The organism is Mycobacterium sp. 852013-51886_SCH5428379 (genome assembly GCF_001665575.1).
GTDB lineage: Bacteria > Actinomycetota > Actinomycetes > Mycobacteriales > Mycobacteriaceae > Mycobacterium.
This window is the reverse complement of sequence record NZ_LZSU01000008.1, coordinates 45,028-66,580: the sequence shown is the minus strand read 5'-3', so window position 1 is coordinate 66,580 and position 21,553 is coordinate 45,028. Positions and strand designations below refer to the sequence as shown.

General features: G+C 69.2%; 21 protein-coding genes and 1 tRNA gene. 8 read left to right on the top strand and 14 right to left on the bottom strand.

Going from position 1 to position 21,553, the window contains the following annotated elements; genetic code table 11:
- Positions 1-7: 7 nt before the first annotated feature.
- From A5757_RS02085 to A5757_RS02070, 4 genes are read right to left on the bottom strand one after another with little or no spacing between them, the layout of a single operon-like run.
- A complete protein-coding gene (locus A5757_RS02085) occupies positions 8-3,268 on the bottom strand; it encodes an arabinosyltransferase domain-containing protein (protein ID WP_066828301.1) in 3,261 nt (1,086 codons plus the stop codon).
- A complete protein-coding gene (locus A5757_RS02080) occupies positions 3,261-5,087 on the bottom strand; it encodes a galactan 5-O-arabinofuranosyltransferase (RefSeq protein WP_066828336.1) in 1,827 nt (608 codons plus the stop codon). The genes A5757_RS02085 and A5757_RS02080 overlap by 8 nt, the downstream gene beginning before the upstream one ends.
- Positions 5,088-5,124: 37 nt before the next feature.
- Positions 5,125-5,901: a decaprenylphospho-beta-D-erythro-pentofuranosid-2-ulose 2-reductase gene (locus tag A5757_RS02075; protein ID WP_066828300.1), complete on the bottom strand. Its 777-nt coding sequence runs from the start codon at positions 5,899-5,901 to the stop codon at positions 5,125-5,127.
- The gene (locus A5757_RS02070) at positions 5,901-7,271 is read right to left on the bottom strand and encodes an FAD-binding oxidoreductase (RefSeq protein WP_066828299.1); all 1,371 of its coding nucleotides are present in this window, start codon (positions 7,269-7,271) and stop codon (positions 5,901-5,903) included. Before A5757_RS02070 ends, A5757_RS02075 begins: the two co-directional genes overlap by 1 nt.
- 70 nt (positions 7,272-7,341) lie before the next feature.
- On the opposite strand from A5757_RS02070, the gene A5757_RS02065 reads away from it, so the two are divergent.
- The 3 genes from A5757_RS02065 to A5757_RS02055 are packed head-to-tail and all read left to right on the top strand — an operon-like array spanning position 7,342 to position 10,018.
- Positions 7,342-9,174 carry an alpha/beta hydrolase gene (locus A5757_RS02065; protein WP_066828298.1) on the top strand — a complete coding sequence of 611 codons (1,833 nt, stop codon included), beginning with the start codon at positions 7,342-7,344 and terminating at the stop codon, positions 9,172-9,174.
- Positions 9,171-9,710 carry an LppA family lipoprotein gene (locus A5757_RS02060; protein ID WP_082929267.1) on the top strand — a complete coding sequence of 180 codons (540 nt, stop codon included), beginning with the start codon at positions 9,171-9,173 and terminating at the stop codon, positions 9,708-9,710. The genes A5757_RS02065 and A5757_RS02060 overlap by 4 nt, the downstream gene beginning before the upstream one ends.
- Positions 9,707-10,018, top strand: a complete 312-nt coding sequence (locus A5757_RS02055; protein WP_066828297.1) for an ESX-1 secretion-associated protein — start codon at positions 9,707-9,709, stop codon at positions 10,016-10,018. Before A5757_RS02060 ends, A5757_RS02055 begins: the two co-directional genes overlap by 4 nt.
- A 3-nt stretch (positions 10,019-10,021) precedes the next feature.
- On the opposite strand, the gene A5757_RS02050 is transcribed toward A5757_RS02055, so the two are convergent.
- Positions 10,022-10,417, bottom strand: coding sequence for a GtrA family protein (locus A5757_RS02050; RefSeq protein WP_066828334.1), 396 nt, complete (start codon positions 10,415-10,417; stop codon positions 10,022-10,024).
- Positions 10,418-10,458: 41 nt separating this feature from the next.
- Positions 10,459-11,886 (bottom strand): PLP-dependent aminotransferase family protein, encoded by a 1,428-nt coding sequence (locus A5757_RS02045; RefSeq protein WP_066828296.1) that lies wholly within the window; start codon positions 11,884-11,886, stop codon positions 10,459-10,461.
- A gap of 49 nt (positions 11,887-11,935) precedes the next feature.
- Here A5757_RS02045 and A5757_RS02040 point away from each other — a divergent pair, with 49 nt between their 5' ends.
- A complete protein-coding gene (locus A5757_RS02040; RefSeq protein WP_066828295.1) occupies positions 11,936-12,403 on the top strand; it encodes a carboxymuconolactone decarboxylase family protein in 468 nt (155 codons plus the stop codon).
- 1 nt (position 12,404) lies between these two features.
- On the opposite strand, the gene A5757_RS02035 is transcribed toward A5757_RS02040, so the two are convergent.
- The gene (locus A5757_RS02035; RefSeq protein WP_066828294.1) at positions 12,405-12,692 is read right to left on the bottom strand and encodes a hypothetical protein; all 288 of its coding nucleotides are present in this window, start codon (positions 12,690-12,692) and stop codon (positions 12,405-12,407) included.
- 54 nt (positions 12,693-12,746) lie between these two features.
- On the opposite strand from A5757_RS02035, the gene A5757_RS02030 reads away from it, so the two are divergent.
- The gene (locus A5757_RS02030) at positions 12,747-13,508 is read left to right on the top strand and encodes a phosphotransferase family protein (RefSeq protein ID WP_066828293.1); all 762 of its coding nucleotides are present in this window, start codon (positions 12,747-12,749) and stop codon (positions 13,506-13,508) included.
- Here A5757_RS02030 and A5757_RS02025 read toward each other — a convergent pair.
- From A5757_RS02025 to A5757_RS02000, 6 genes are all read right to left on the bottom strand, one after another.
- Positions 13,505-13,837, bottom strand: a complete 333-nt coding sequence (locus tag A5757_RS02025) for a zf-TFIIB domain-containing protein (protein WP_066828292.1) — start codon at positions 13,835-13,837, stop codon at positions 13,505-13,507. The genes A5757_RS02030 and A5757_RS02025 overlap by 4 nt on opposite strands.
- 39 nt (positions 13,838-13,876) lie before the next feature.
- The gene (locus A5757_RS02020; RefSeq protein WP_066828291.1) at positions 13,877-15,250 is read right to left on the bottom strand and encodes an HNH endonuclease signature motif containing protein; all 1,374 of its coding nucleotides are present in this window, start codon (positions 15,248-15,250) and stop codon (positions 13,877-13,879) included.
- A 100-nt stretch (positions 15,251-15,350) separates the two neighbouring features.
- Positions 15,351-16,181: an ABC transporter permease gene (locus A5757_RS02015; protein WP_066828290.1), complete on the bottom strand. Its 831-nt coding sequence runs from the start codon at positions 16,179-16,181 to the stop codon at positions 15,351-15,353.
- Positions 16,178-17,062, bottom strand: a complete 885-nt coding sequence (locus tag A5757_RS02010; RefSeq protein ID WP_066828289.1) for a glycosyltransferase — start codon at positions 17,060-17,062, stop codon at positions 16,178-16,180. The genes A5757_RS02015 and A5757_RS02010 overlap by 4 nt, the downstream gene beginning before the upstream one ends.
- The gene (locus A5757_RS02005) at positions 17,055-17,876 is read right to left on the bottom strand and encodes an ABC transporter ATP-binding protein (RefSeq protein WP_066828288.1); all 822 of its coding nucleotides are present in this window, start codon (positions 17,874-17,876) and stop codon (positions 17,055-17,057) included. Before A5757_RS02005 ends, A5757_RS02010 begins: the two co-directional genes overlap by 8 nt.
- A 7-nt stretch (positions 17,877-17,883) precedes the next feature.
- Entirely contained in the window at positions 17,884-18,408 is a 525-nt protein-coding gene (locus tag A5757_RS02000) for a bacterial proteasome activator family protein (protein WP_066828287.1), read from the bottom strand.
- Between the two features lie 236 nt (positions 18,409-18,644).
- Between A5757_RS02000 and A5757_RS01995 the strand changes: the two genes are divergently transcribed.
- Entirely contained in the window at positions 18,645-19,841 is a 1,197-nt protein-coding gene (locus tag A5757_RS01995) for a cysteine desulfurase-like protein (protein WP_066828286.1), read from the top strand.
- Between the two features lie 16 nt (positions 19,842-19,857).
- On the opposite strand, the gene A5757_RS01990 is transcribed toward A5757_RS01995, so the two are convergent.
- On the bottom strand, positions 19,858-20,841 hold the full coding sequence (locus A5757_RS01990; RefSeq protein ID WP_066828285.1) for an NAD(P)H-quinone oxidoreductase: 984 nt from the start codon (positions 20,839-20,841) through the stop codon (positions 19,858-19,860).
- Positions 20,842-20,916: 75 nt separating this feature from the next.
- On the opposite strand from A5757_RS01990, the gene A5757_RS01985 reads away from it, so the two are divergent.
- The gene (locus tag A5757_RS01985) at positions 20,917-21,429 is read left to right on the top strand and encodes a MarR family winged helix-turn-helix transcriptional regulator (protein WP_066828284.1); all 513 of its coding nucleotides are present in this window, start codon (positions 20,917-20,919) and stop codon (positions 21,427-21,429) included.
- 19 nt (positions 21,430-21,448) lie between these two features.
- Positions 21,449-21,535: transfer RNA gene (locus tag A5757_RS01980), tRNA-Ser, on the top strand.
- Positions 21,536-21,553 lie beyond the last annotated feature (18 nt).

Sequence of the window (21,553 nt, the reverse complement as noted above, 5' to 3'; positions counted from 1 at the left end):
GACGGACCTAGTGACGCAGCGGCGCCGGGCTCCAGAGTCCGCTGCGCGTGGCCGAACCGAGATCCAGCCGCGCCGGTTCGGCGTCCGGGTAGAACGGCGTCAGCCGCTGCAGGGAGCCCCAGTCGCGGGACCAGTCGTCGCGCAGATAGGTCGGCAGGGTGGTCGGGCGCAACAGCAGTTCGGTGATGCCCAGCGGGCCGCCGCCCAGGTAGTCCATCACCGGCGAGTTCGCCTCGGCGCCGAATCGGTCGGGCAGGATCCGCCACTCGGGCACCTCGATGACACCGTTGCGGTGGTCGAACGGGCGCTGACACGGGAACGCCAACCCGACCAGCCAGTCCAGCAGCACCGGATCCGCCGAGCCGACGACGTCCTGCAGCGTCTGCAGCTGCGGGATACGGGGCGGCGTCAGCGCGATCCAGTGCTCGGGGGACAGGTCGTCGTCGTTGGCGACGAGCCGGATCCGGGTCGCCTCGGTGGGGATCGCCGACAGCGGCGCACGCAGGTTCCGCCACGCCGGGGACGCGCCCACGTCGTCCAGGCCCACGCTGCCGCCCGGTTGGTCGGCGTCGGCGCCCGCGTCGGTGGCCCACTGCACCTCGACCTCGCCGTAGTCGAACCGGCCCGCGGCGGCGACGGCGATGACGCCGTCGAGTTCGTTGCGCTCGGGCAGCCGGTACCACGCCGACCGCAGCGTCGCGGGCTGTTGGGTACCGGCACGCCAGCTGCCCAGCACCGGGGTCCGGGACGCGTCCAGGCCGAACGGCAACCGGGCGCGGGAACCGTTGACGCCGGCCTGCGTGGTGGTGCCGCCCTCCGTACCTGCCTGAGCGCCGGTCTCGCCGTCGCTGTCGCCGTCGGTGTCGGCGAAGTTGGTGGCGCCGGGCTGATTGGCAACCGCGTCGGCGGAGATGTCGGACGGGATGCCGTTGGGGCTGAAGCCCTGAGACGTGCCGGAACCGAGCGACTCTGCGACCGGCACGCCGACGGGTGCCAGCACCCCGGCGTTCGGGTCCTGTTCGACCATTACGTCCTCGGCCAGCCCGCACGTCTTACCGGTCAGCGCCTCGAGGTTGGACCGCCCGACGCTCCACGCCGGGTACTGGTTCACCATCGCCATCGTCAGCGACACCACCTCGAAGATCACCACCAGCCACGCGCCGATCGCCAGCGGGCTCTGCACCGCGGTCTGGAACCGCCGCCGCCCCGGCGGTGAGGTGTCCCGCCCGGAGAAGTGGAACCACGCCGCGGCCAGCAGCGCCAGCACCGAACAGCCCAGCAGGATCGTGGTGAATCCGAATCCGACGCTCGGGAACGAGTTGCTCCACGGCACCCCGAAATTCGACACGTACCACCAGCCGTTGACGGTCGCGAACGACAGCGCCGCGACGAACAGCACGGTCGCGGCGAACATCGCCCGGTTACGCCGCGAGCGCATCGCATAGGACGCCACCGCGACGGCGGCCAGCGCGCCGAGGCATCCGGCCAGGCCCGCAAACACCCCGAAGTGGTGGGTCCACTTCGTCGGGGTGAACATCATGGCCAGGAACGAGATGATCGTGATCCCGACGATGCGCCTGCTGGGTCCCGCCGCGGTGCCGGGGATGCGGCCCTTGCGCAGCGTCATCGCGACCGACACCGCCAGCGCGAGGAGCAGGGTGAGCACCGCGAACCGGCGTGCCACCGACCCGTCGGGACTGGTGGTGAACAGCCGCGAATAGCGGATGTGTTCGTCGAACCAGGCCAGGCTGGGTCCGACCGAGGATTTGAAGCTGCTGGCCTGCAGCTCACCGACCAGGGTCTGGTCGCGGAAGATCAGGATCGCGGTGAGCGTGCCCGCCGCCAGGATCGGCGCCAGCAGCGCCAGATAGCCGAACCGGGACACATGGCGCGCCACGATCGTCTTCAGCGGGCCGATGGCCACCAGCAGCGCGCCGATGGCGGCGATGCCGGTGGGGCCGGAGAACAACGTCAGCGCGCCGATGATGATGGCGACCGCGACGGGCAGCAACCGGCTGGTGGCCACGCCGCGCTCCACCGAACACCAGGTGAGCAGGATGCCCAGCGCGATGATCGGCTCGGGACGCAGCCCGTTGTTGAGTGGCAGCCAGAACGCCAGGAACATGCCTGCGGCCGTCCACGCCGCGGCGCGGTTGTTCTTCACCGCATGCCCGAGCCGCGGCAGCACCTCGCGGGAGATCAGCCACCAGCACGCCAGCGCCATCAGCAGGGTGGGCAGCCGCATCCACACGCTGGCGGTGCTGACGTGCGACCACAGGGCGAGCAAGTCGTAGTACCAGCCGAACGGGGCTTCCGGCGTGCCGAACCAGCGGTAGTAGTTGGCCATGTAGCCGGCGTTCTCCGACACCCGCGCCATGGTCAGGATGTAGCCGTCGTCGGCGGTGTTGGCGCCGACGAAGTGCCACCACACCAGCACGGCGGCCACCAGACCGTCCAGCGGGCGCAGCGACCACCAGCGGGCGGGCAGGAAGCGGCGGTGCCGCATCCCGTCGTCGGTGTCCAGCACGTGCAGCGCGCCGAGAGCGACGAGCGTCAGCACGACGCCGACGATCATCACGAGCAGTTTGAGCAGGGTGGGCGAGCTGCTGTAGCGGGAGTCGACGGTGGCGGAGAACTGCAGACCCGGCGGCGCCGGACCGGACAGATCGGTGAAGACGCCGACGATCTGCGGCCGGAAGTCGTAGCCGCCGCGCTCCCCGCGCAGCGGGCCCCCGGGCTCCTCACCCGGGTCGACGTCATCGGGACCTTCGACCAGCCCGACGAACTCGCCCGTCACCTGATCGGCCCGCGCGGTGAACACCAGCTCCCGGCAGTCCGGGCCCAGCACCTCGGCCAGCGGCGCGCTGACCACCGGGGTGTTGCGCACGATGACGAGCAGATCGTTGTTGACGCGTTCGATGAGCAGCCCGCGGTCGATGGCCTTGGGCGCCTGCTTGGGCACGGTGGACAGCAGGACGTTGCGGCCACCGGTCAGCCCCGCGGCGGCCTGGCAGGGCACCGTGATGGTCAGGTCGGTCGCGACGTATCCGATCAGCGGGGCGTCGACGCTGCGCAGCACGCCGTCCTGCGGCCAGTTCAGCTCGACGGTCGTCTGCTTGACCGGCAGCAGCGGGGTCGCCAGCGCCATGGCCGCACCGAGCAGCCCCGCGACGATGGCGATCAGACGTGCGGTGCGGTGATTGCTCCCGGCAGCCGCACCCCCTGAGGTCACGGGGCTAGATGGTAACCGCCCGGCGGGCTCAGCCATCGACCGGTTTGCGGATGGCCAGCACGAACGGGCCGATGTCGGTGACGGCGAAGCGCGGATCCTCGAACAGCGCCGCGTCCAGCTTCACCTGGTACCGCTTGACGTTGGGATCGTTCGGATAGACGTCGCTGGCCAGCCGCAACGTGTACGAATCGGCCGCGCCGCGGCGCATCAGGAACACCGTGGGCGGCTCCCAGGGCAGCGCGTCCAGCGCGTCGACGAAGTCGTCGGGGGTGGACAGCATCGCCCAGCTCTCGATCGCGTCGGCCCGCGCGTCGAACTGTGCCAGCGGATTGGCGTAGTGCGACGTCAGCCCCTGGAAGCCGTAGTAGGGGTAGTACGACAGGAAGCTGTAGTCGGCGGTCAGCACCACGGTCTCGCTGCGCGGCCGCCCGGTGATCTCGACGATCTTCTCGTCGACCTCGCGGTAGTAGCGTTCGGAGCCCGGCGGCCTGCGGTCGGCGCGCTCGCCGTAGCCGTCGGTGTCGGTGTAGGCGACGGTGATGTCGTTGCGCAGCACGTCGGGGATGTCCTGGCTGAACGTCAGCGCGCCGATCGCGCCGATCACCCCGGCGGTGACCAGCAGCCGCCTGCTCGAGAAGCTGTCGGCCAGCGCGCGCGCCGCCTCGACGAACCCGAACGCCCCGGCCGCGCCGAGCAGCACCACCAGCGTCGGCTGCAACCGGAACGACAGCAGCGTGGTGCCGGCCAAGGTGGTCAGCATCGACAGCAGCGCCCACCCGTACACCGCCAACACCGCGACGGCCAGCGCCCCCGCCCGCGTCGACGTCCGGGCCCGCACCGCCAGCCAGATGGTGCCCACCAGGCAGAGCGCACCGAGCAGCGTGAAGCTCAGCATCGGGAACGACAGCACCGCGCCGTCGTCGGGCAGGTAATGCATCGCGGTGCCGCTCTCGGCGGGCGTGCCCCTGGCCGCAGCCAGCAGGTACGGGCCCCAGCCGATCAACCCGATGGCGCCGCCGATCACGGCGATCACCAGGCCGCGCAGCAGCGGTGCCCAGGAGCGACGGGCGATCGCAAGGGTCAAACCCATGATCGCCAGCGTGAACGCCGCGTAGCCCAGCAGCAGGGTGTAGAACAGCGCGGCCACACCGAGGAAGATCCCGACACCCACCACCGCCGCCCAGCCGGAATGGCCGTTGCCGCGGGCCCGCAACCCCGACCACGCCAACACGAACACCGGCGGCAGCAGCACGGCGATGATCGCGGCGTACGGCTCGGCCGGCGAGTAGGCCAGCATCACCGCTGTGGTGGCCGCCGTGACGATCAGCGCGTGGCTGAATCGGATCATCGCGGCCCACAGCACGAACGCAAGCACCACCGCGACGCTGATCGAGATGATCGACCACGGTTTGAACATCTCCCACGCCGGTGTGCCGGAGAGCGCGGCCAGTCGCCCGCCCAGCCAGAACCAGCCCGGCGGATAGAACGGCGGCAGGCCGTAATAGGTCATGTCGTGCAGCGCCGCGGTGTCGGCGAAGCGGGTCAGGTACTCGGTGCGGAACTGCTGATCCACCGAGATCCCGAACAGATAGAGCCGGGTGGCGCCCAGCGGCATCGCCAGGGTGACGACGGTGAACGCGGTCAGGAACACCACCGACGCCAGCCACGCGAGGTGTCTGCGACCCAGACGGTATATCCAGCCGGCCGCCAACAACCCTGCGAGCGTGCCGAATTGGCCGACGGTAGTCAGGGCGTGCAGCTGATTCGACGAGTTGTACGCCGGCCATTCGACCCGCGCGATGGCAGCCATCGCGACGACGGCCAGCACGGCGGCGATCAGTGCCGCCACCACCATCTGGCTCAGCGTGGCCAGGACCCGAGTGCGCACCGGATCAGATAGGCAGCTTGCGGAAGATCGGCCGCGGGATGTGGCGCAGCACCATCATCACGTACCGGAACGCCCCGGGCGCCCAGACCAGATCCTTCCCCTTCGCCGATGCGGTCACCGCCAGTTCGGCGACGTACTCCTTGTCGACGGTCAGCGGCGCTTCCTTGACGTGAGCGCTCATCCGGGTTCGAACCTGGCCGGGCCGGATCACCAGCACGCGAACGCCGTACTCGCGCAACGCCTCTCCGAGGCCGAGATAGAACCCGTCGAGTCCGGCCTTGGTGGAGCCGTACACGAAGTTCGACCGCCGCACCCGTTCGCCTGCCGCCGAGCTCATCGCGATGATCTGGCCGTAGCCCTGGGCGCGCATCTTCTCGCCGACCAGCACCCCGACCGACACTGCGGCGGTGTAGTTGATCTCGGCGATCTGCACGGCCTTGCGCTGGTTCTGCCAGAGCTCCTCGGCATCACCGAGCAGGCCGAACGCGACGATCGCGACGTCGATATCCCTGGGGCCATCGCTACCGACCCAAATCTTTTCGATGACGTCCGGGTGGGTGTCGGTCTGGACCGCGTCGAAGTCGACAACCTCGACGGATTTCGCTCCCGCGGTGCGCATCTGGGCCACCGCGGCGTCGCGGCCGGGATCGCCGGGCAGGGCCGCCAGGATGATGCGGGCCGGCGCGTCCCGCAGATAGCGCTCGCAGATCGCCAGCCCGATCTCCGAGGTGCCGCCGAGCAGCAGGATGGTCTGAGGATTACCGACAGCGTCGATGACCACTAGAGGAGCTCCAAGCGTCGGGCCATGTCCGAGGCGAACACGCCGTCGGGGTCGACCGCGCGGCGCACGGCGATCCATTCGTCGATACGCGGATACATGGCGTGGAAGGTTTCGGCGGTGGTGCGGGAGTCCTTGGCGGTGTAGAGCCTGCCGCCGAACTCGAGGACCCGCTGGTCGAGGCCGTTGACGAAGTCGCCCAGCCCCGGCTTGATCGGGAAGTCCACGCAGACGTTCCAGCCGGGTATCGGAAAGCTCAGTGGCGCTTCGTTTCCCGGGCCGAAGAGCTTGAACACGTTGAGGAACGAATGGTGCCCGGAGCGCTGGATGTCGAGGATGATCGCCTTGAACTCGTCGACAGCCTCGGTGGGTACCACGAACTGGTACTGCAGGAACCCGTTGGAGCCGTAGGCGCGGTTCCACTCTCCGAACATGTCGAGCGGGTGGTAGAACTGCGTCAGATTCTGGATCTTGCCCCGGTAGGTGCCCGATTTGCGGTACCAGAGTTCACCGATCGGGCCGAACGTCCACTTGTTGGCCAGCCCGTTGGGGAATACGTCGGGGAACGTCAACAGTTGCGGCGCATCGAATCTCAGCGGATCGCGGCGGAGCTTCTTCGGCAGCTGGTCGAGCGTGGCCAGCGAGCCGCGGGAGATCGCGGCGCGGCCCAGCTTCGGGGGCGCGCTGATGGCGTCGAACCAGGCGCTGGAGTAGCTGTAGTCGGCCTCGCTGCCGTCGCTGTGGAACGCGATGGTCTCGTCGAGGCTTGCGGTGACGTCACCGTCGGCGATGAAGTAGGCCGTCTCGGTCGGCGTCATCTCGATCGTCGCCCGCAGGATGATGCCGGTCAGCCCGTTCCCCCCGACGGTGGCCCAGAACAGATCGGACTCCGCGCCGTTGGGGGTGATGCGGCGGACGGAGCCGTCGGCGGTGAGCAGTTGCATCGAGCGCACGTGGTTACCGAAGCTGCCCGCGCTGTGGTGGTTCTTACCGTGGATGTCGCAGGCGATCGCGCCGCCCACGGTGACCTGACGGGTTCCCGGCAGCACCGGCACCCACAGCCCCATCGGCAGCGCGGCGCGCATCAGCTGGTCGAGGCTCACCCCGGCGTCCACGTCGACGAGCGCATTGTCGCTGTCGATGGTGTGGATGCGGTTGAGCGCGGTCATGTCGATGACCAGGCCGCCGCCGTTCTGGGCGTTGTCGCCGTAGGAGCGTCCGAGTCCGCGGGCGATCACACCCCGTTCGGGGTCGTCGGCGACCCGGGCGACCGCGTTGGCGATCACCTCCGGGTCGGGCGTCGACAGCACCTGAGCGACGGTGGGCGCAGTACGGGCCCACCCGGTCAGCCGCCGGGTCGTGGTCTCGGACATCGTGACGAGGGTACCGCCTCTGCTCCATGCGCCCAGGTAGCGTGTTCACCGATGCAGGCCGGGGGCGTGAATGCAGCTCAGTGATATCGACTCGTGGAATGTCGGCGCGCTGCAGTCCATCGCGTTCGAGCTCGGTGACGAGCTGAAGACCATCGAGGGCGTCGCCGCCGATCTGGACCTGATCTCCCGGTTGCCCGGTTGGGATTCTCCGGCCGCCGACGCCGCGCGCGGCAAGATCGGCGAGACCAGGGGCCGGGTGCTCGACGACGCCGCGGTGATCGGGGCCGTCGCGCAGCTGGCCGAGGAGACCGGCGCCGCGGTGACGAAGTTGCAGACCGAACTGGCCGCGATCCGCGCCGACGTCGCCGCCCAGGGCGGCTTTCTGCATCTGGCCGACAACGGCGACGTCACCGTCAGCGGACCGCCCGACATCCGCGAGGAACTCAAACCGATCGCCGAGAGCCTCGAGGCCCGCGCCCAGGCGCTGATCCACCAGGCCGAGGACGTCGACGCCGACTGCGCCGAGGTGTTCGGACACGTGCAGAACGGCGACATCACAGCGCGGGAGGCCAAGGACGTCCCGTCGGCCCAGGAGGTGGGCCGCGACCAGTCGGGTCTCTCGGCGCCGTATCCGCCGGAGGGTGAGGGCACCACACCCCGGGACGTGACGGCGTGGTGGAACGCCCTCTCCGAGGAGGAACAGCGCAAGGTCATCGCCGAGCACCCGGACTGGATCGGCAACCGCGACGGTGTTCCGGTGCCGGCGCGCAGCGAGGTGAACAAGGCTGCACTCGATCGGGAACTCGCCGCCGCGCAGCGCGACGTGGACGCGATTCCGACGCTGCAGGAGTATCTCCGCGATCACGGCGGCTTCGGACCCGGCTCGTATCTCAAGGAGAACGAGTACAACCGGATGGTCAGTGAGCGGCAGGGTCGCCTCGACAACGCCAAGGCGATGCAGCAGGCACTGTCCAACAACGGCGACGCCGCCAAGGGGTACGACCCGAACAAGTACCTGATGATGCTGGAGTTCCCCGAGGACAGACAGCCGAAAGCGGCGATCGCCGTCGGCAACCCCGACACCGCCGAGCACGTCGCCGTCAGCACGCCGGGGGTGGGCACCACCCCGACCAGCCTGCCGGACATGGTCAACGAGGCCACGGCGCTGCGGGACGAGACCGGCAACCAGCTCGACCGGGCGGGCCGCGGCGACGAGGAGGTGGCGACGATCGCCTGGCTCGGCTATGAGCCGCCGCAGAAGGACATCTCGGTGGTGGAAGCCGGCTTCGAGGATCGGGCGAACGAGGCGGCACCCGATCTGGCGGAGTTCTACCGCGGCATCAACGCCACCAACGAGCACGGATCGGATGTGCACCTGTCGGCGTTCGGCCATTCATACGGTTCGTTGACCACAGCCCAGGCGCTGGTCGAGGTCGGGGAGGTCGGGGTCGTGGACGACGCCGCGTTCTACGGCTCGCCGGGGCTGGGCCATACCAACGAGATGGACACCAAGATCGGCGTGCACGGCGTGCCTTACGAAGTGGCCGCACCGATCCGCGACGAGGCCGACATGTTCCTGCCGGACGGGCACGGTTACGTGATGTCGGCGCCGGAGGACCCCATCTCCGGCGATCCGAACTGGAAGGGCCTACCGCTGCCCTCGGCGGGCGATCTCGGTCAGTTCGGGCCGAATCCGCTGACGCTGCCGCTGGAGCAGCTTTCGTCGAACGCCGCGACCTCGCCCGCCGACAACGTCGCGCGCGAGGGTGCCGAGACGCATTCCGACTATCCGCGCATGGGCAGCAACGGCGACCTGCGCACGACGGGTTACAACCTGGCGATCATCGCCGGTGGTCTGGCGGACGTGCCCATCAGCGGCGGAGGGGACAGGTTGGTGCGATGAGACGGATATTGGTGTCCTGGGTGGCCGCGATGGCCGGGACAATGGTGTTGGTGACCGCCGGCTGCGGCGGCAGCGGCGACGACTATGACTCTCCGATCGTGAACGAGGACGTACCCGTGGCAGACATCGCCGACCTTCCCGACGTCGACCAGACCCGGGCGCAGATGCTCGACCTGATCGAGCAGGTACGGGCGGAGGTCGTCCGGTTGGTGCCCGCGACCGACCCGTGGACCTGGAACCGCGAGGAGTCGACCGCCGGCTGCACCCAGGACAGCACCGGGGCCAAGGGCGTGGCGGTGTACTTCCCCAACCTCGTCTCCGAGCATCCGTTCAGCGACGCCGAGTGGGCGCAGGTGTATCCGGCGGTGCAGCGGCTGGCTGCGGACGCCGGGCTGACCGGCGGGTCGGAGATGCAGAACAGCACCGGCAATCACGACGTGCGGTTCCACAGCGACGACGGTCGGACGCTGACCTTCGGTTCGCAGGCGGCGTCGGTGATCTCGGCGACCATCGCGTGCCGCAGGGACGTCCCGTGAGTGGGCCGAACGTCTACGTCGAGACCGCGCAGGTGCGCCTATCGGCCGATCAGATGGACGTCGTCGCCACGGAGGCGTCGACCAGTCGCGACGCGGTGGCCGGAAGCATCGCCGGCCAGGAGTCGGCGTGGAAGACCGCCGGTAAGCCGGGGTTCGCGAAGTTCGTCGACATCCTCGAAGAGCAGGCTCAGCGGTTGCGCACGGACCTCACCGACCTCGGGGACAAGCTGCGCGCGGCCGCGGACGTCTACGACCGGCAGGATCAGGAGGGCGGTTCGGCGATCGACGAATCCGTCCGTTACCGCTGATCCCTATTTCAACCGGAAAATCACGGCGCGCTGCACCACGAAGTTGATCACCGTCGCGGTGCCCTGCGCGATCACGAACGCGACCGGCACCCGCCAGGGCTTGTCGTCCCAGGCCATGTAGAAGACGTAGTTGATGCCGACCTGTACCGCGTACGTGGTGGCATAGAGCGCGCACACCGCGATGAAGCGGCCGCGGCTCGGCGGGGCCTGGAAGGTCCAGCGCCGGTTGATCAGATAGGCGGTGGTGGTGCCGGCGATGAAGCTCAGCGTCTTGGCGAGGTTGACGTGCAGCCCGACCTCGAGCAGCAGGACGTAGAGGCCGAAGTCGACGATCGCCGAGAGCCCGCCGGTCAGCAGGAACCGCCACACCTGCGTCGACAGCGACAGATTCGGCGACATCGGGGGCTCGGCCACCCGGGCAGCTTACGGCGGGCCTCCGGTCACCGTGCCAGCCCGGATGCGGTCAGCACGTCGCACAGCGCCTCGACGGCGGCGCCGAAGGCGGATTCGGCGGGGGTGCCGAAGCCGATGACGACGCCGTCCGGGGCGGGCACCTCGGGTCCGGCCGCGGGATGCCGCATGATCGCCAGCCCCGAGCACGCGATCCCGGCCTCGCCGGCGCGGCGCAGCACCAGTGGTTCCGCACCATCGGGCAGCGTCAGCAGCAGGTTGTGGCCGGCGGACAGGCCGCGGACCTCGACGTCGAAGCGGGTGAGCGCATCGACGAGCAGGTCGCGCCGGCGCCGGTAGCGGATCCGCATCCGGCGGATGTGGCGGTCGTACTGGCCGCCGCGGATGAACTCGGCCATCGTCAACTGGGCGATGGCGTCGACGTAGAACTGTTCGCCGCCGGCGGCGGCGAGGACCGGGTCGACGAGTTCGTCGGGCAGCGCCAGCCAGCCCAGCCGCAGCGCCGGGGCCAGGCTCTTGCTTGCCGAGCCGACGTAGACCACGCGTTCGGGTGCCAGGCTCTGCAGAGCGCCGACGGGTTGGCGGTCGTAGCGGAATTCGCCGTCGTAGTCGTCGTCGATGATGAAACCGCCGCTGCGCTGCGCCCACTCGACGGCGGCGGTGCGGCGGGCAGGGTGCAGCGGCATCCCGTGCGGGCTGTGGTGGGCCGGGGTGAGTAGTGCGGCCGGCACATCGAGCGCGGCCAGGTCGTCGACGGCAGCGCCGTGGTCGTCGAGTCCGATCGGTACCGTTGATCCGCCCAGCGCGGCGATGGCGTCGCGAAAAATGAAGAGCCCGTACGCTTCCACGGCGATCGGGCGGCCGGGGGCGGTGCGGGCGAACACTCGGGTCAGGAGTTCGACGCCGTGGCGGGCGCCCGCGCAGACGACGATGTTCTCGGCGCTGGTGCGGACGCCGCGCACCCGGGCCAGATAGTCGGCGAGCGCTGAGCGCAGTTCGGGGCGGCCGCGGGGATCGCTCATCCGCAGCGCCTCGTTCGGGGCATTGGTCAGAGCGCGGCGGGCGGCGGCCAGCCAGGCGTTGCGCGGGAACTCGGCGACGTCCGGTGATCCGGGCATGAGGTTGTGGCGCGGGGTGACGCGGGTGCCGCGCGGGCGGGACGGCTGTTGGCGCGCGGCGGTGTTGACCACCCAGGTGCCCGCGCCCTGCCGCGATGCCAGCCAGCCCTCGGCGACGAGTTCGGCGTAGGTGTCGGCAACGGTGTTGCGGGCGATACCCAGGTCGCCGGCCAGGGTGCGCGACGGGGGAAGCACCGTGCCCGGGGCGAGCCGTCCGGAACGCACGGCCTCGCGGAGGGCGTCGAGGAGTAGGTCACGCACGCCGCGGGCGCCGGGCCGGATCACCTCGCGCAGGTCGAGGTGTAGATCGCGCGCGCCCGAATTGGCCCACGAAGTCATGACCTGATTGAACCAGACCGTTGGGCCGATGGCGGCTTACGTTCAAGGTATGACAACGACACTGGACACCAAGCAGACCCGCATCTCGATGCTCAAGAACGCGCCGGAGCTCTACGACGCGATGATGACGCTCTCGAGTGCGTCGGCCAAGGATCTCGAACCCGAGCTCGGGGAGCTGATCAAGATCCGCGCTTCGCAGATCAACCGCTGCGCCTTCTGCCTCGACATGCACACCCGGGACGCGCGCAAGCTGGGTGAGAGCGAACGGCGGCTGGCCCTGATCGCGGCGTGGGAGGAGGCCGGCGATCTGTTCACCGAGCGGGAGCAGGCGGCGCTGGCGCTGGCCGAGGCGATCACCGAGGTCGCCACCCGCGGACCCGTCTCCGACGAGGTCTACGCCCGCGCGGCGGCGGTCTTCACCGATCGCGAACTCGCGCAGGCCGTGGCGATGGCGGTGACGATCAACGCCTGGAACCGCATCAATCTCGCGGCGCCGCAGGCACTTCCGAAGCACTGAGTCAGGGTATGTAGCTCGGTGGGTTGGCCAGCCGGCCGTCAGCAGGCTGCCTGCCGGGTCCCAGGATGTCGCAGATCTTGACCGGGGCCAGGTAGGAACCGAACCCCCTGGGGATGTAGTTGGTGACGCCCGCGCAGCGCTGCCAGGTGCCGTCGAACTGGACGGGTCCGTCGCACTTGCTGATCACGTCGCCGCCGTACAGACATCCGGCGTTGGCCGATGGGGCGGTGGTGAGCAAACCCGCGGCGAGTAGCACCACAGCCGATCCGCCGACGATGCCGCGCTTCATGCTCGCGACGCTACGCCGATTTCGACGTGCTGATCGGTGGTTTACCGTCGCAAGGTGCTCACCCGGTCCGGCGCCGCGATCACCGTCGACGGTGACGTGGTGTCGAAGCTGCACCGACAGGAGACGTCGCCGCGTCAGTTGTGTCGTCGACTCGAGCTCGCCGCGCAGCTGCGGGGTATCGCGGCCGCACCGTTGGCCGTCACGCCGGAAGCGGTTGATGGACGCTGGCTGACCAGGTGGCCGCGGCTGGAGACGGTGGAGCCCGATCCGGATCGATTGCCCTGGGCGCAGGCGGGTGAGCTGCTCGCGCGCCTGCATGCCGCGCCGGTGCGTGCGCGAGTGGCCCACGGGTGGCCGGCGCGGATGCGGCGGTCGGTCGAACGGATGCGCGCAGTCGGCGACGACGTCGCGGAGGTGCGGCGGGCGGCGGCAGAGCTGCCCGATCGGGCATGGCGGGCGGGGTCAACGGATCGGCCGAGAACCTTGGTGCACGGCGACTTTCACCTGGGCCAGCTCGGCCGGCACTCCCCGGCGGACCCGTGGCTGCTCATCGACGTCGATGACCTCGGCGTCGGCGACCCGGCCTGGGATCTGGCCCGGCCCGCCGGCTTGTGGGCTGCGGGCCACATCCCGGATCGCGACTGGACGGCGTTCCTGGCCGCGTACCGGAGAGCGGGCGGCGCTGCGCTCGACGGCGTCGGGGACGACCCGTGGCCGGTGCTCGAACTGTTCGCCCGCGCGGCGGTGATCGCCGCCGCCGCAGCCCATCCCGAAGACCCCCTGCTGGGCGCGGCGTGCGCGCGGATGGCGTCCTAGCTCGAGAAGAAGAGCCGGCCGAAACCCTGCTTGCGGTAGTGCTTGTTGCCGCGGTGACCCCAGCCCGGGCCGTAGTCGTAGCCGGATCCGTAGCCGTGTTGCGGCGGGGGTGGGGGAGGTGGTGCCGCCTGCATGAAGCGGTTCTCCATCTGGGTCAGCGATTCGAGCTCTCCGAAGTCGAGGAAGATTCCGCGGCACGAGTCGCACTGCTCGAGGTGGATCCCGTTGCGCTCGTAGGTTCTCATCACCCCGGCGCATTTCGGGCACAGCAGCGTGTTGCCGGGCCCCTGCGTCGGAGAGGACGGCGGTTGATACGGCGGGATGCTCATATCCGCATCACGCTAGTTCACCGGGCAGAATCCCGGGAGCTAAAACGGTGGCGGATCGGCGGCGTACCGGGCCCGGTTGAGGCCCCGCTCCCACTCGATCCGGTACTCCCGCTCCTGCGTTCGAGTCCGCCGCCGGGTGGGCATCGCCAGCCCGCCGCCCGCCGCCGATCCCGCAGGCACATGTCCGGTGGGCTGCGCCAGCTGAGGGAAGAACAGCGCGCCGTCCGGCACGGTGACGTAGCGCCGCCCGGTGGGCGACGTCCACGTCACGGTGCCGTCGGGCGATTGGCGTTCACTCCAGCCGCCCGGACCGGCGAAGAACGTCTTCAGCAGGTGGTGTGTCCGGCAGTACGCCTTCAGATTCGAGGGATGGGTGGGGCCGGCGGGATAGGGCACCGTGTGGTCCACATCGCAGCGCTCCGCGGGTTCGTCGCAACCGGGGAAACGGCACGACAGGTCGCGGCACCGGACGAAGTCGGCGAGCTTCGCCGACGGCCGATAGCGGTCTTCGCCCGTCGGCGCATGCAGTGCTCGCACCGTCGCGGTTGGTGTCAGCCGCCGGACCGCCTCGGCCGGAACGGTCCCGTAGCCGGCGAGCAGCGCGGGCGCGGCACCGTGACCCTCGACCGTCGCCGCATCGGCCAGCACGTGGATGACGACCTTGCTGCGCGCGACGCCTGCCGGATCGGCCGGGCAGTCCTCCCGACCGCATTCGCACGGCATTGCCGTCCCGCCTGCCGTCAACACGTCGACGGCGTCGGCTCGACGTTGGCCCTTTGTCCTGGGGTCGTCGGCGCACACGGTCGCGGCCAGCTCATCGAGCCGTTGGTCGAGCGCCACGGCGGCCGCGGCGCGGAGGGTGCCGTAGACCTCGGCCGTACCGTTCTGGCCTGGCGTGACTTCGATGTGGCGGTCGGCGTCGCTCTCGCGGGCGACCCGGACGGCTTCCGGATCGAGTTCGATCACCATCCAGTCGACCCGTTCGGTGATCTTCCTCCGGGAGAGTTTGTTCCACCGCCGCACCTGCCGGGCCAGCATGCGATCGATCTGTGCCAGCACGCCCTCGTCGACGACGAGTTGGGTGCGGCTGATCGCGATGTCGACGATGCGGTAGTCGACCTCACCCGTGGCGAAGACCTCGCCGAGCTTCGGCAGCCGCTCGATCAGCGTCGTCCCGTGATGCATCTGCGAGGACGCCCACTGCCGGCTGATGCCCAGTTCGGCTCCGACTTCGGCGGCGACGGCCTCCCAGTCGTCCACACACCAGTTGCCGTGTGCGTCTCCGAGCTCGGCGAGCCGCCGCAGGGCGAAGCGGCCCACTGCGAGCAGGCGTCGCGCCGTTGCCGACCGCTCGTCGCGCTGCGCGGCACACATCGCGTCGAGGAGGGCCGGGGCGGATAGTGTTTCGAACACATCTTCGATTGTCCAGCCTGCGCCGTCTCTGCGCACCCACCGATCGGCGAGCCTGTGGATCAATTCGCCGCTGGGGATAACTCGCCGGTCTCCGCTCGAGTCAGACCCAGTACGGCACCCGCGCGCGGTACTGCTTCATCGCAAACGCCGCCATGATCCAGCCGATGATCGTCAACGTGATCACCACGACCCAGTGCCGCAACTCCTGATCGGCGCCCAGCAGCGGCGCCCGCACGATGTCGAGATAGTGCAGCAGCGGATTGAGTTCGACGATCGTCGCGTAGTTCCCGGCGCCCTGCTGCTGCAGCGTCGCCTCGTTCCAGATGATCGGCGTCATGAAGAACAGCAGCTGCACCAGGGAGAACAGCAGCGGGCTGATGTCGCGGTAGCGGGTGGCCAGGATCCCGAAGCACAACGACACCCACACGCAGTTCAGCACGATCAGCATGAAGGCCGGGATCACCGCCAGCGACGTCCAGTGCCAGGGCTGGGGAAAGATGATCGCGATGATCACGAAGATGATCATGTTGTGGCCGAACAGGATGATCTGCCGCCACACCAGCCGGTAGACATGCACCGACAGCGGCGTCGGCAGCTGTTTGATCAGGCCCTCGTTGGCGACGAACACGTCGGCGCCTTCGATGATCGCGGCGTTGATCAGGTTCCAGACGATCAGACCCATCGTCACGTACGGAAGGTGTTCGGCCAGTTCGAGTTTGAACAGCTTCGAATACAGCAGACCCATCGCGACGGCGGTGGCGCCGGTGGCGATGGTGATCCAGAACGGGCCGAGCACCGAACGGCGGTAGCGCTGTTTGATGTCCTGCCAGCCCAGGTGCAGCCAGAGTTCCCGTTTACCGAACCCGGAGCGCAGGTCGCCCCACGCCCGCGCCATCGTCTTCGACTGCGCCGCCGCGTCAACGATCGTCATCGCGAAAACCTCTCTCGCCGGCCCAGCCTCCGCAACCGGATCCACTCCCGCAGCCCGGCCGGATCGCGCCGCGACACCAGGAAGTACCAGCCGAATCGCACCCATTCCTGCGGAAGCAGTTTCCGCAAACCGGGCTGGGACAGCAGATATCCACGGTTGCGGTAGGTGAAGAACCGTTTGGTGTCGTCGTCGGGATACTGCGTGTGCATCCGCCCACCCAGGATCGGCTTGAATTCATCTGTGCCACAGGGGTGGACGTAGGTCGCGTCCAGACACGTCCCGAACGGCAGACCCGAGCGCACCAAACGCCGGTGCAATTCCACCTCGTCGCCGCGGACGAACAACCGCAGATCGGGTACGCCCACGGCGTCCACGGTGGACGCCCGGAACAGAGCGCCGTTGAACAGCGACGCGATCCCGGGCAGCAGATCACCCGACCCCAACTCGGAGGCGCGCCGCCGCCACACCAATCCGCGGCGCAGCGGAAACGCCAGCCGCGTCGGGTCGGCGATGTCGCACACCATCGGTGACACCTCCGCCAGGCCGTGCCGCGACGCGCAGTTCAGCAGCGTCTGCAGCACCGTGGAGTCCAACGGCCTGCCGTCGTCATCGGCCAGCCAGATCCAGTCGGCCCCCTCTGCCAGTGCGTGCAACATTCCGAGCGCGAAACCGCCTGCGCCACCGAGGTTGCGGTGCGAACCGAGATAGGTGTTGGGTACCGGCTGCCCGGCCACCAGATCGCGCACCGCGAAATCGCAGTCGTTGTCCACCACGATCAGCTTGTCGGGCGGGCGGGTCTGGCTGCAGATCGCCGACAGGGACTGCGCCAGCGAGTCGGGACGACGATGGGTGACGACGACCGCGATGACCGTGTCAGTCATCGGCACCCGCAGTGGCCGGCCAGTCGGCCCGGTGCTCGTCCAGTACCTCGCGCACATGCCGCGCGGCGTCCTCGCCCTCGTAGGCCCGCACGACCTCCTCGATACCGCCGGCCATCCGGATGGTGCCGTGGTCGATCCACATCGCGGTCTTGCACAGCCGGGCGAGGAACTCGTTGGAGTGGCTGGCGAACACCAGGATCCCGGACCGTTCGACGAGCTTCTGCAGCCGCGTCTGCGCCTTCTTCAGAAATTCCGCGTCGACGGCGCCGATGCCCTCGTCGAGCAGCAGGATCTCCGGGTCGATGCTCGTGACCACACCCATCGCCAACCGCACCCGCATACCGGTCGAGTACGTGCGCAGCGGCATGGACAGGTACTCGCCGAGTTCGGTGAACTCCGCGATCTCGTCGACCTTTGCCAGCATCTGCTTGCGCGTCTGCCCGAGGAACAGCCCGCGGATGATGATGTTCTCGAATCCGGAGATCTCCGGATCCATGCCGACGCCGAGGTCGAACACCGGCGCCACCCGTCCGGTGACCGTCGCCGAACCACGGGTGGGTTCGTAGATCCCGGAGAGCAGCCGCAACAGCGTCGACTTACCCGCACCGTTGTGTCCGACCAGCCCGACCCGGTCGCCCAGGGACAGCGACAGCGTGATGTCGCGCAACGCCTCGATGACGACGACGTTGGAGTCGTTCCGCCCGATGGCGCCGCCGGCCTTGCCGAGGAACGCCTTCTTCAGCGAGCGCGTCTTCGCATCGAAGATCGGGAATTCGACCCACGCGTCGCGGGTCTCGATGTGCGGTTCCGACACAGCAGCCCTACAGGTACTGACCCGTGCCGGGGTGCGACGGACCGCCGCGCTGACCCGGTGCCCCCAGACCGGGTGGCAACGCCCCCTGGCGCATCTGCTCGAGCTGCGCGCGGGCAGCCATCTGCTGGGCGAACAGCGCGGTCTGGATGCCGTGGAACAGGCCCTCCAGCCAGCCGACGAGCTGGGCCTGTGCGATGCGCAATTCGGCGTCCGACGGGGTGCCGTCCTCGGTGAACGGCAACGTCAGCCGCTCGAGTTCGTCGCGCAGTTCCGGGGCCAGACCCTCTTCGAGTTCGCGGATGCTGGTGCGGTGGATGTCGCGCAGCTTGTTGCGGCTGGCCTCGTCCAGCGGTGCGGCCCGCACCTCTTCGAGCAACTGTTTGATCATGGTGCCGATCCGCATGACCTTGGCGGGCTGTTCGACCAGGTCGGTCAGGGATTTGCCCTCGCCTCCCGCTGCGGCACGGTCGTCGGTTTCGATGTCGTCGCCACCGATGATCTCGATGTTGTCGTCGTCGTTGTTCAGCGTCATTGAGTCAGCATTCCCTCTTGTGGCTGTCTTACCGGTAGGGCCGTACCGTGCCGGTTCGAATGCGACACTAGTCTCCTCTGCCCCAGCGAACGGCCCACGGCAGCTGTCGCGCGCTCGACTAGTATGGCTGGCCAGGTGCCCGGATCAGGGTTCAGCATCAACGAAGGATGCACGGTCGGGCGCCCGCCAGATTCGTGTCGCTTCCTGTGAAAACCGAACGATCTAAGGTGGCTGGAATGGCATACGACGTCGCCCGGGTGCGTGGGCTGCACCCGACGCTGGGCGACGGGTGGGTTCACTTCGACGCACAGAACGGCATGTTGCTGCCCGATTCGGTCGCAACGACGGTGTCCACGGCGTTCCGCGGATCCATGGCCACGACCGGCGGACCCCATCCGTCGTCGCGCCGCAGCGCGGCGGTGCTCACCGCCGCCCGCCAGGCCGTCGCTGACCTGGTCAACGCCGATCCGGCCGGGGTGGTGCTCGGGGCGGACCGTGCGCTGCTGCTGGCCTCGCTGGCCGACGCCGCATCGGCCCGGGTCGGACTGGGCTACGAGGTGGTCGTCACCCGACTGGACGACGAGGCCAACATCGCACCGTGGCTGCGGGCAGCCAACCGGTTCGGCGCCAAGATCAAGTGGGCCGAGGTCGACATCGAGACCGGTGAGCTGCCGACCTGGCAGTGGGAGGGTCTGATCACCGGCCCGACCCGGCTGGTCGCGATCGCGTCGGCCTCCTCGACGCTGGGCACCGTCACCGACCTGAGCGTGGTCGCCAAGCTGGTGCACGAGGTCGGCGGTCTGGTGGTCGTCGACCATTCGGCCGCGGCGCCGTACCGGCTCTTCGACATGAACGAGGTGGACGCCGACGTCGTCGCCGTCAACGCCGTCGCCTGGGGCGGGCCGCCGATCGGTGCGCTGGTCTTCCGCGATCCGGCAACGATCGACACCCTCGGTTCGGTCTCGCTCGACCCGTTCGCCACCGGCCCGGCTCGACTCGAGGTGGGCGTCCACCAGTTCGGCATGCTCGCAGGCGTGGTGGCCAGCATCGAGTACCTCGCCGGGCTCGACGAATCCGCCTCCGGGACCCGACGCGAACGACTGGCGTGGTCGATGCAGTCGGCGACGGCCTATCTGGGCCGCCTGTTCGACTACCTGGTGATGTCGCTGCGCTCGCTGCCGCGAGTGATGCTGATCGGCGAGCCCGAGGTGCGGATCCCCGTGCTCAGCTTCGCCGTGCGCGACGTGCCCGCGGAGACCGTGGTGCGCCGCCTCGCCGACAACGGCGTGCTGGCGATCGCCGACGCGAGTTCGCGGGTGCTCGACGTCATCGGCGTCAGCGACATCGGTGGTGCGGTGACGGTCGGGTTGGCGCACTACAGCACCACCGCCGAGGTGGATCAGCTGGTGCGCGCGCTCGCCTCACTGGGGTAGGCGATAGGCGGACGCGTCAGTCGCGTACCCGCAGCAGCACCTTGCCGGAGACCTCGCCGGAGTCGAGCATCTCGTGGGCGGCCTGCGCCTCGGCGATCGGATACTCCGCGCCGATGATCGGGCGCACCCGGCCGTCGGCGACCATCGGCCACACGTGGCGCACCACCTCGGCGACGATCTCGGCCTTGCTGTTCGGCCCGGTGACAGGACGGCCGCGCAGCGTCGTGGCGATCACCCCGGCGCGCTTGCCCAACAGCTTGCCGATGTTCAGTTCGGCCTTGGCCCCGCCCTGCGCGGCGATGATGACGAGCCTGCCGTCGAGCGCCAGGGCGTCGACGTTGCGGTCAAGGTAGGCCGCCCCCATGATGTCGAGGATGACGTCGGCTCCGGCGCCGTCGCTCTCGGCGCGCAGCCGCTCGACGAAATCCTCGTCGCGGTAGTTGATCGCGGGATCGGCCCCCAGTTCGCGGCAGAGGTCCAGCTTGTGGCGGGACCCGGCGGTGACGGCGACGCGACAGCCCATGGCGCCGGCCACCTGGATGGCGTGGGTTCCGATACCGCTGCCCCCGCCGTGCACGAGCAGCAACTCGCCGGGCTGCAGCCCGGCGGTCATCACGATGTTCGACCACACCGTGCAGGCCGCCTCGGGCAAAGCCGCCGCATGGTCGAGATCGACCCCTTCGGGCACCGGCATGACCTGTTCGGCCGGCACGTTGACGTACTCCGCGTAGCCGCCGCCGGCCAGCAAAGCGCACACCGGCTGGCCGACCGACCACTGCGTCACCCCGTCGGCGACCGCGGCGATCCGGCCGGACACCTCGAGGCCGATGATCTCGCTGGCGCCCTTCGGCGGCGGATACTTGCCCGCGGCTTGCATCAGGTCCGCGCGGTTCATGCCCGCGGCAGTCACCTCGATGGTCACCTCGCCCTCCCGCAGAGGCGTTTCCGGGACGTCGGACCAGGTCAGGCGGCCGGATTCGGCCGCCACGATGGCGCGCATCCTGGCTACCCTACTCGCCCGGACCCGCTGCGCCTCGTCCTTCCCGGGCTCGGATCGGTGTTTTACGATGATCCGATGGAGGGGATGATCGGGGGGCGCACGGCAAGCGATATGCCGGGGCTCGACATTGCAGAACAACGCTCGTGGCAAAACTTTTTGGACGCCGCACTGCGGTTGCACGCGACACTCAACAAGTCGCTCGTCGAGGAGCATCAGCTGACGCTCAACGACGTACGGCTGCTGGACGTCCTGGACAAGTCGCCGACGGCCTCGGTGCGGATGGGGGATCTGGCCGAGGTGCTGATGTCGTTGCCCAGCAGGGTGACCCGGCAGATCCGGCGCCTGGAGACGGCCGGTCTCGTGCGTCGCGGCGCCAGTCCGGAGGACGGACGCGGGGTGCTGGCGTCGATCACCGAGGAGGGCCGCGCGCAGGTGCGGGCAGCGATGATCACCTACGGTGACGCGGTGCGTGCGCACTTCCTGGGCCGGCTGTCACGTCCGCAGATCTCGGCGATGGGGGAGAACTGCCGGCGCATCAGCGTCGGGCTGCGAAGCGCCGACACGCCCGCCAGAGCCGCCCGGGCCTGAAGCCCGTACGCTGTTGCGCGGTGGCGTGGCAGAGCGGCCTAATGCACTCGCCTTGAAAGCGAGAGACGGCTAACACCGTCCGGGGGTTCAAATCCCTCCGCCACCGCTCTTTACCTCGACAAAG

Bases quoted from the DNA above. Each gene is read 5' to 3' on its own strand.
- A5757_RS02085 (WP_066828301.1), bottom strand. From the start codon at position 3,268: ATGGCTGAGCCCGCCGGGCGGTTACCATCTAGCCCCGTGACCTCAGGG.
- A5757_RS02080 (WP_066828336.1), bottom strand. From the start codon at position 5,087: ATGGTGGTGGCGGCACTGATCGCCGCCGTGCTGGCCGTCGTCGCGATG.
- A5757_RS02070 (WP_066828299.1), bottom strand. From the start codon at position 7,271: ATGTCCGAGACCACGACCCGGCGGCTGACCGGGTGGGCCCGTACTGCG.
- A5757_RS02065 (WP_066828298.1), top strand. From the start codon at position 7,342: ATGCAGCTCAGTGATATCGACTCGTGGAATGTCGGCGCGCTGCAGTCC.
- A5757_RS02060 (WP_082929267.1), top strand. From the start codon at position 9,171: ATGAGACGGATATTGGTGTCCTGGGTGGCCGCGATGGCCGGGACAATG.
- A5757_RS02050 (WP_066828334.1), bottom strand. From the start codon at position 10,417: ATGTCGCCGAATCTGTCGCTGTCGACGCAGGTGTGGCGGTTCCTGCTG.
- A5757_RS02045 (WP_066828296.1), bottom strand. From the start codon at position 11,886: ATGACTTCGTGGGCCAATTCGGGCGCGCGCGATCTACACCTCGACCTG.
- A5757_RS02040 (WP_066828295.1), top strand. From the start codon at position 11,936: ATGACAACGACACTGGACACCAAGCAGACCCGCATCTCGATGCTCAAG.
- A5757_RS02035 (WP_066828294.1), bottom strand. From the start codon at position 12,692: ATGAAGCGCGGCATCGTCGGCGGATCGGCTGTGGTGCTACTCGCCGCG.
- A5757_RS02025 (WP_066828292.1), bottom strand. From the start codon at position 13,837: ATGAGCATCCCGCCGTATCAACCGCCGTCCTCTCCGACGCAGGGGCCC.
- A5757_RS02015 (WP_066828290.1), bottom strand. From the start codon at position 16,181: ATGACGATCGTTGACGCGGCGGCGCAGTCGAAGACGATGGCGCGGGCG.
- A5757_RS02010 (WP_066828289.1), bottom strand. From the start codon at position 17,062: ATGACTGACACGGTCATCGCGGTCGTCGTCACCCATCGTCGTCCCGAC.
- A5757_RS02000 (WP_066828287.1), bottom strand. From the start codon at position 18,408: ATGACGCTGAACAACGACGACGACAACATCGAGATCATCGGTGGCGAC.
- A5757_RS01995 (WP_066828286.1), top strand. From the start codon at position 18,645: ATGGCATACGACGTCGCCCGGGTGCGTGGGCTGCACCCGACGCTGGGC.
- A5757_RS01990 (WP_066828285.1), bottom strand. From the start codon at position 20,841: ATGCGCGCCATCGTGGCGGCCGAATCCGGCCGCCTGACCTGGTCCGAC.
- A5757_RS01985 (WP_066828284.1), top strand. From the start codon at position 20,917: ATGGAGGGGATGATCGGGGGGCGCACGGCAAGCGATATGCCGGGGCTC.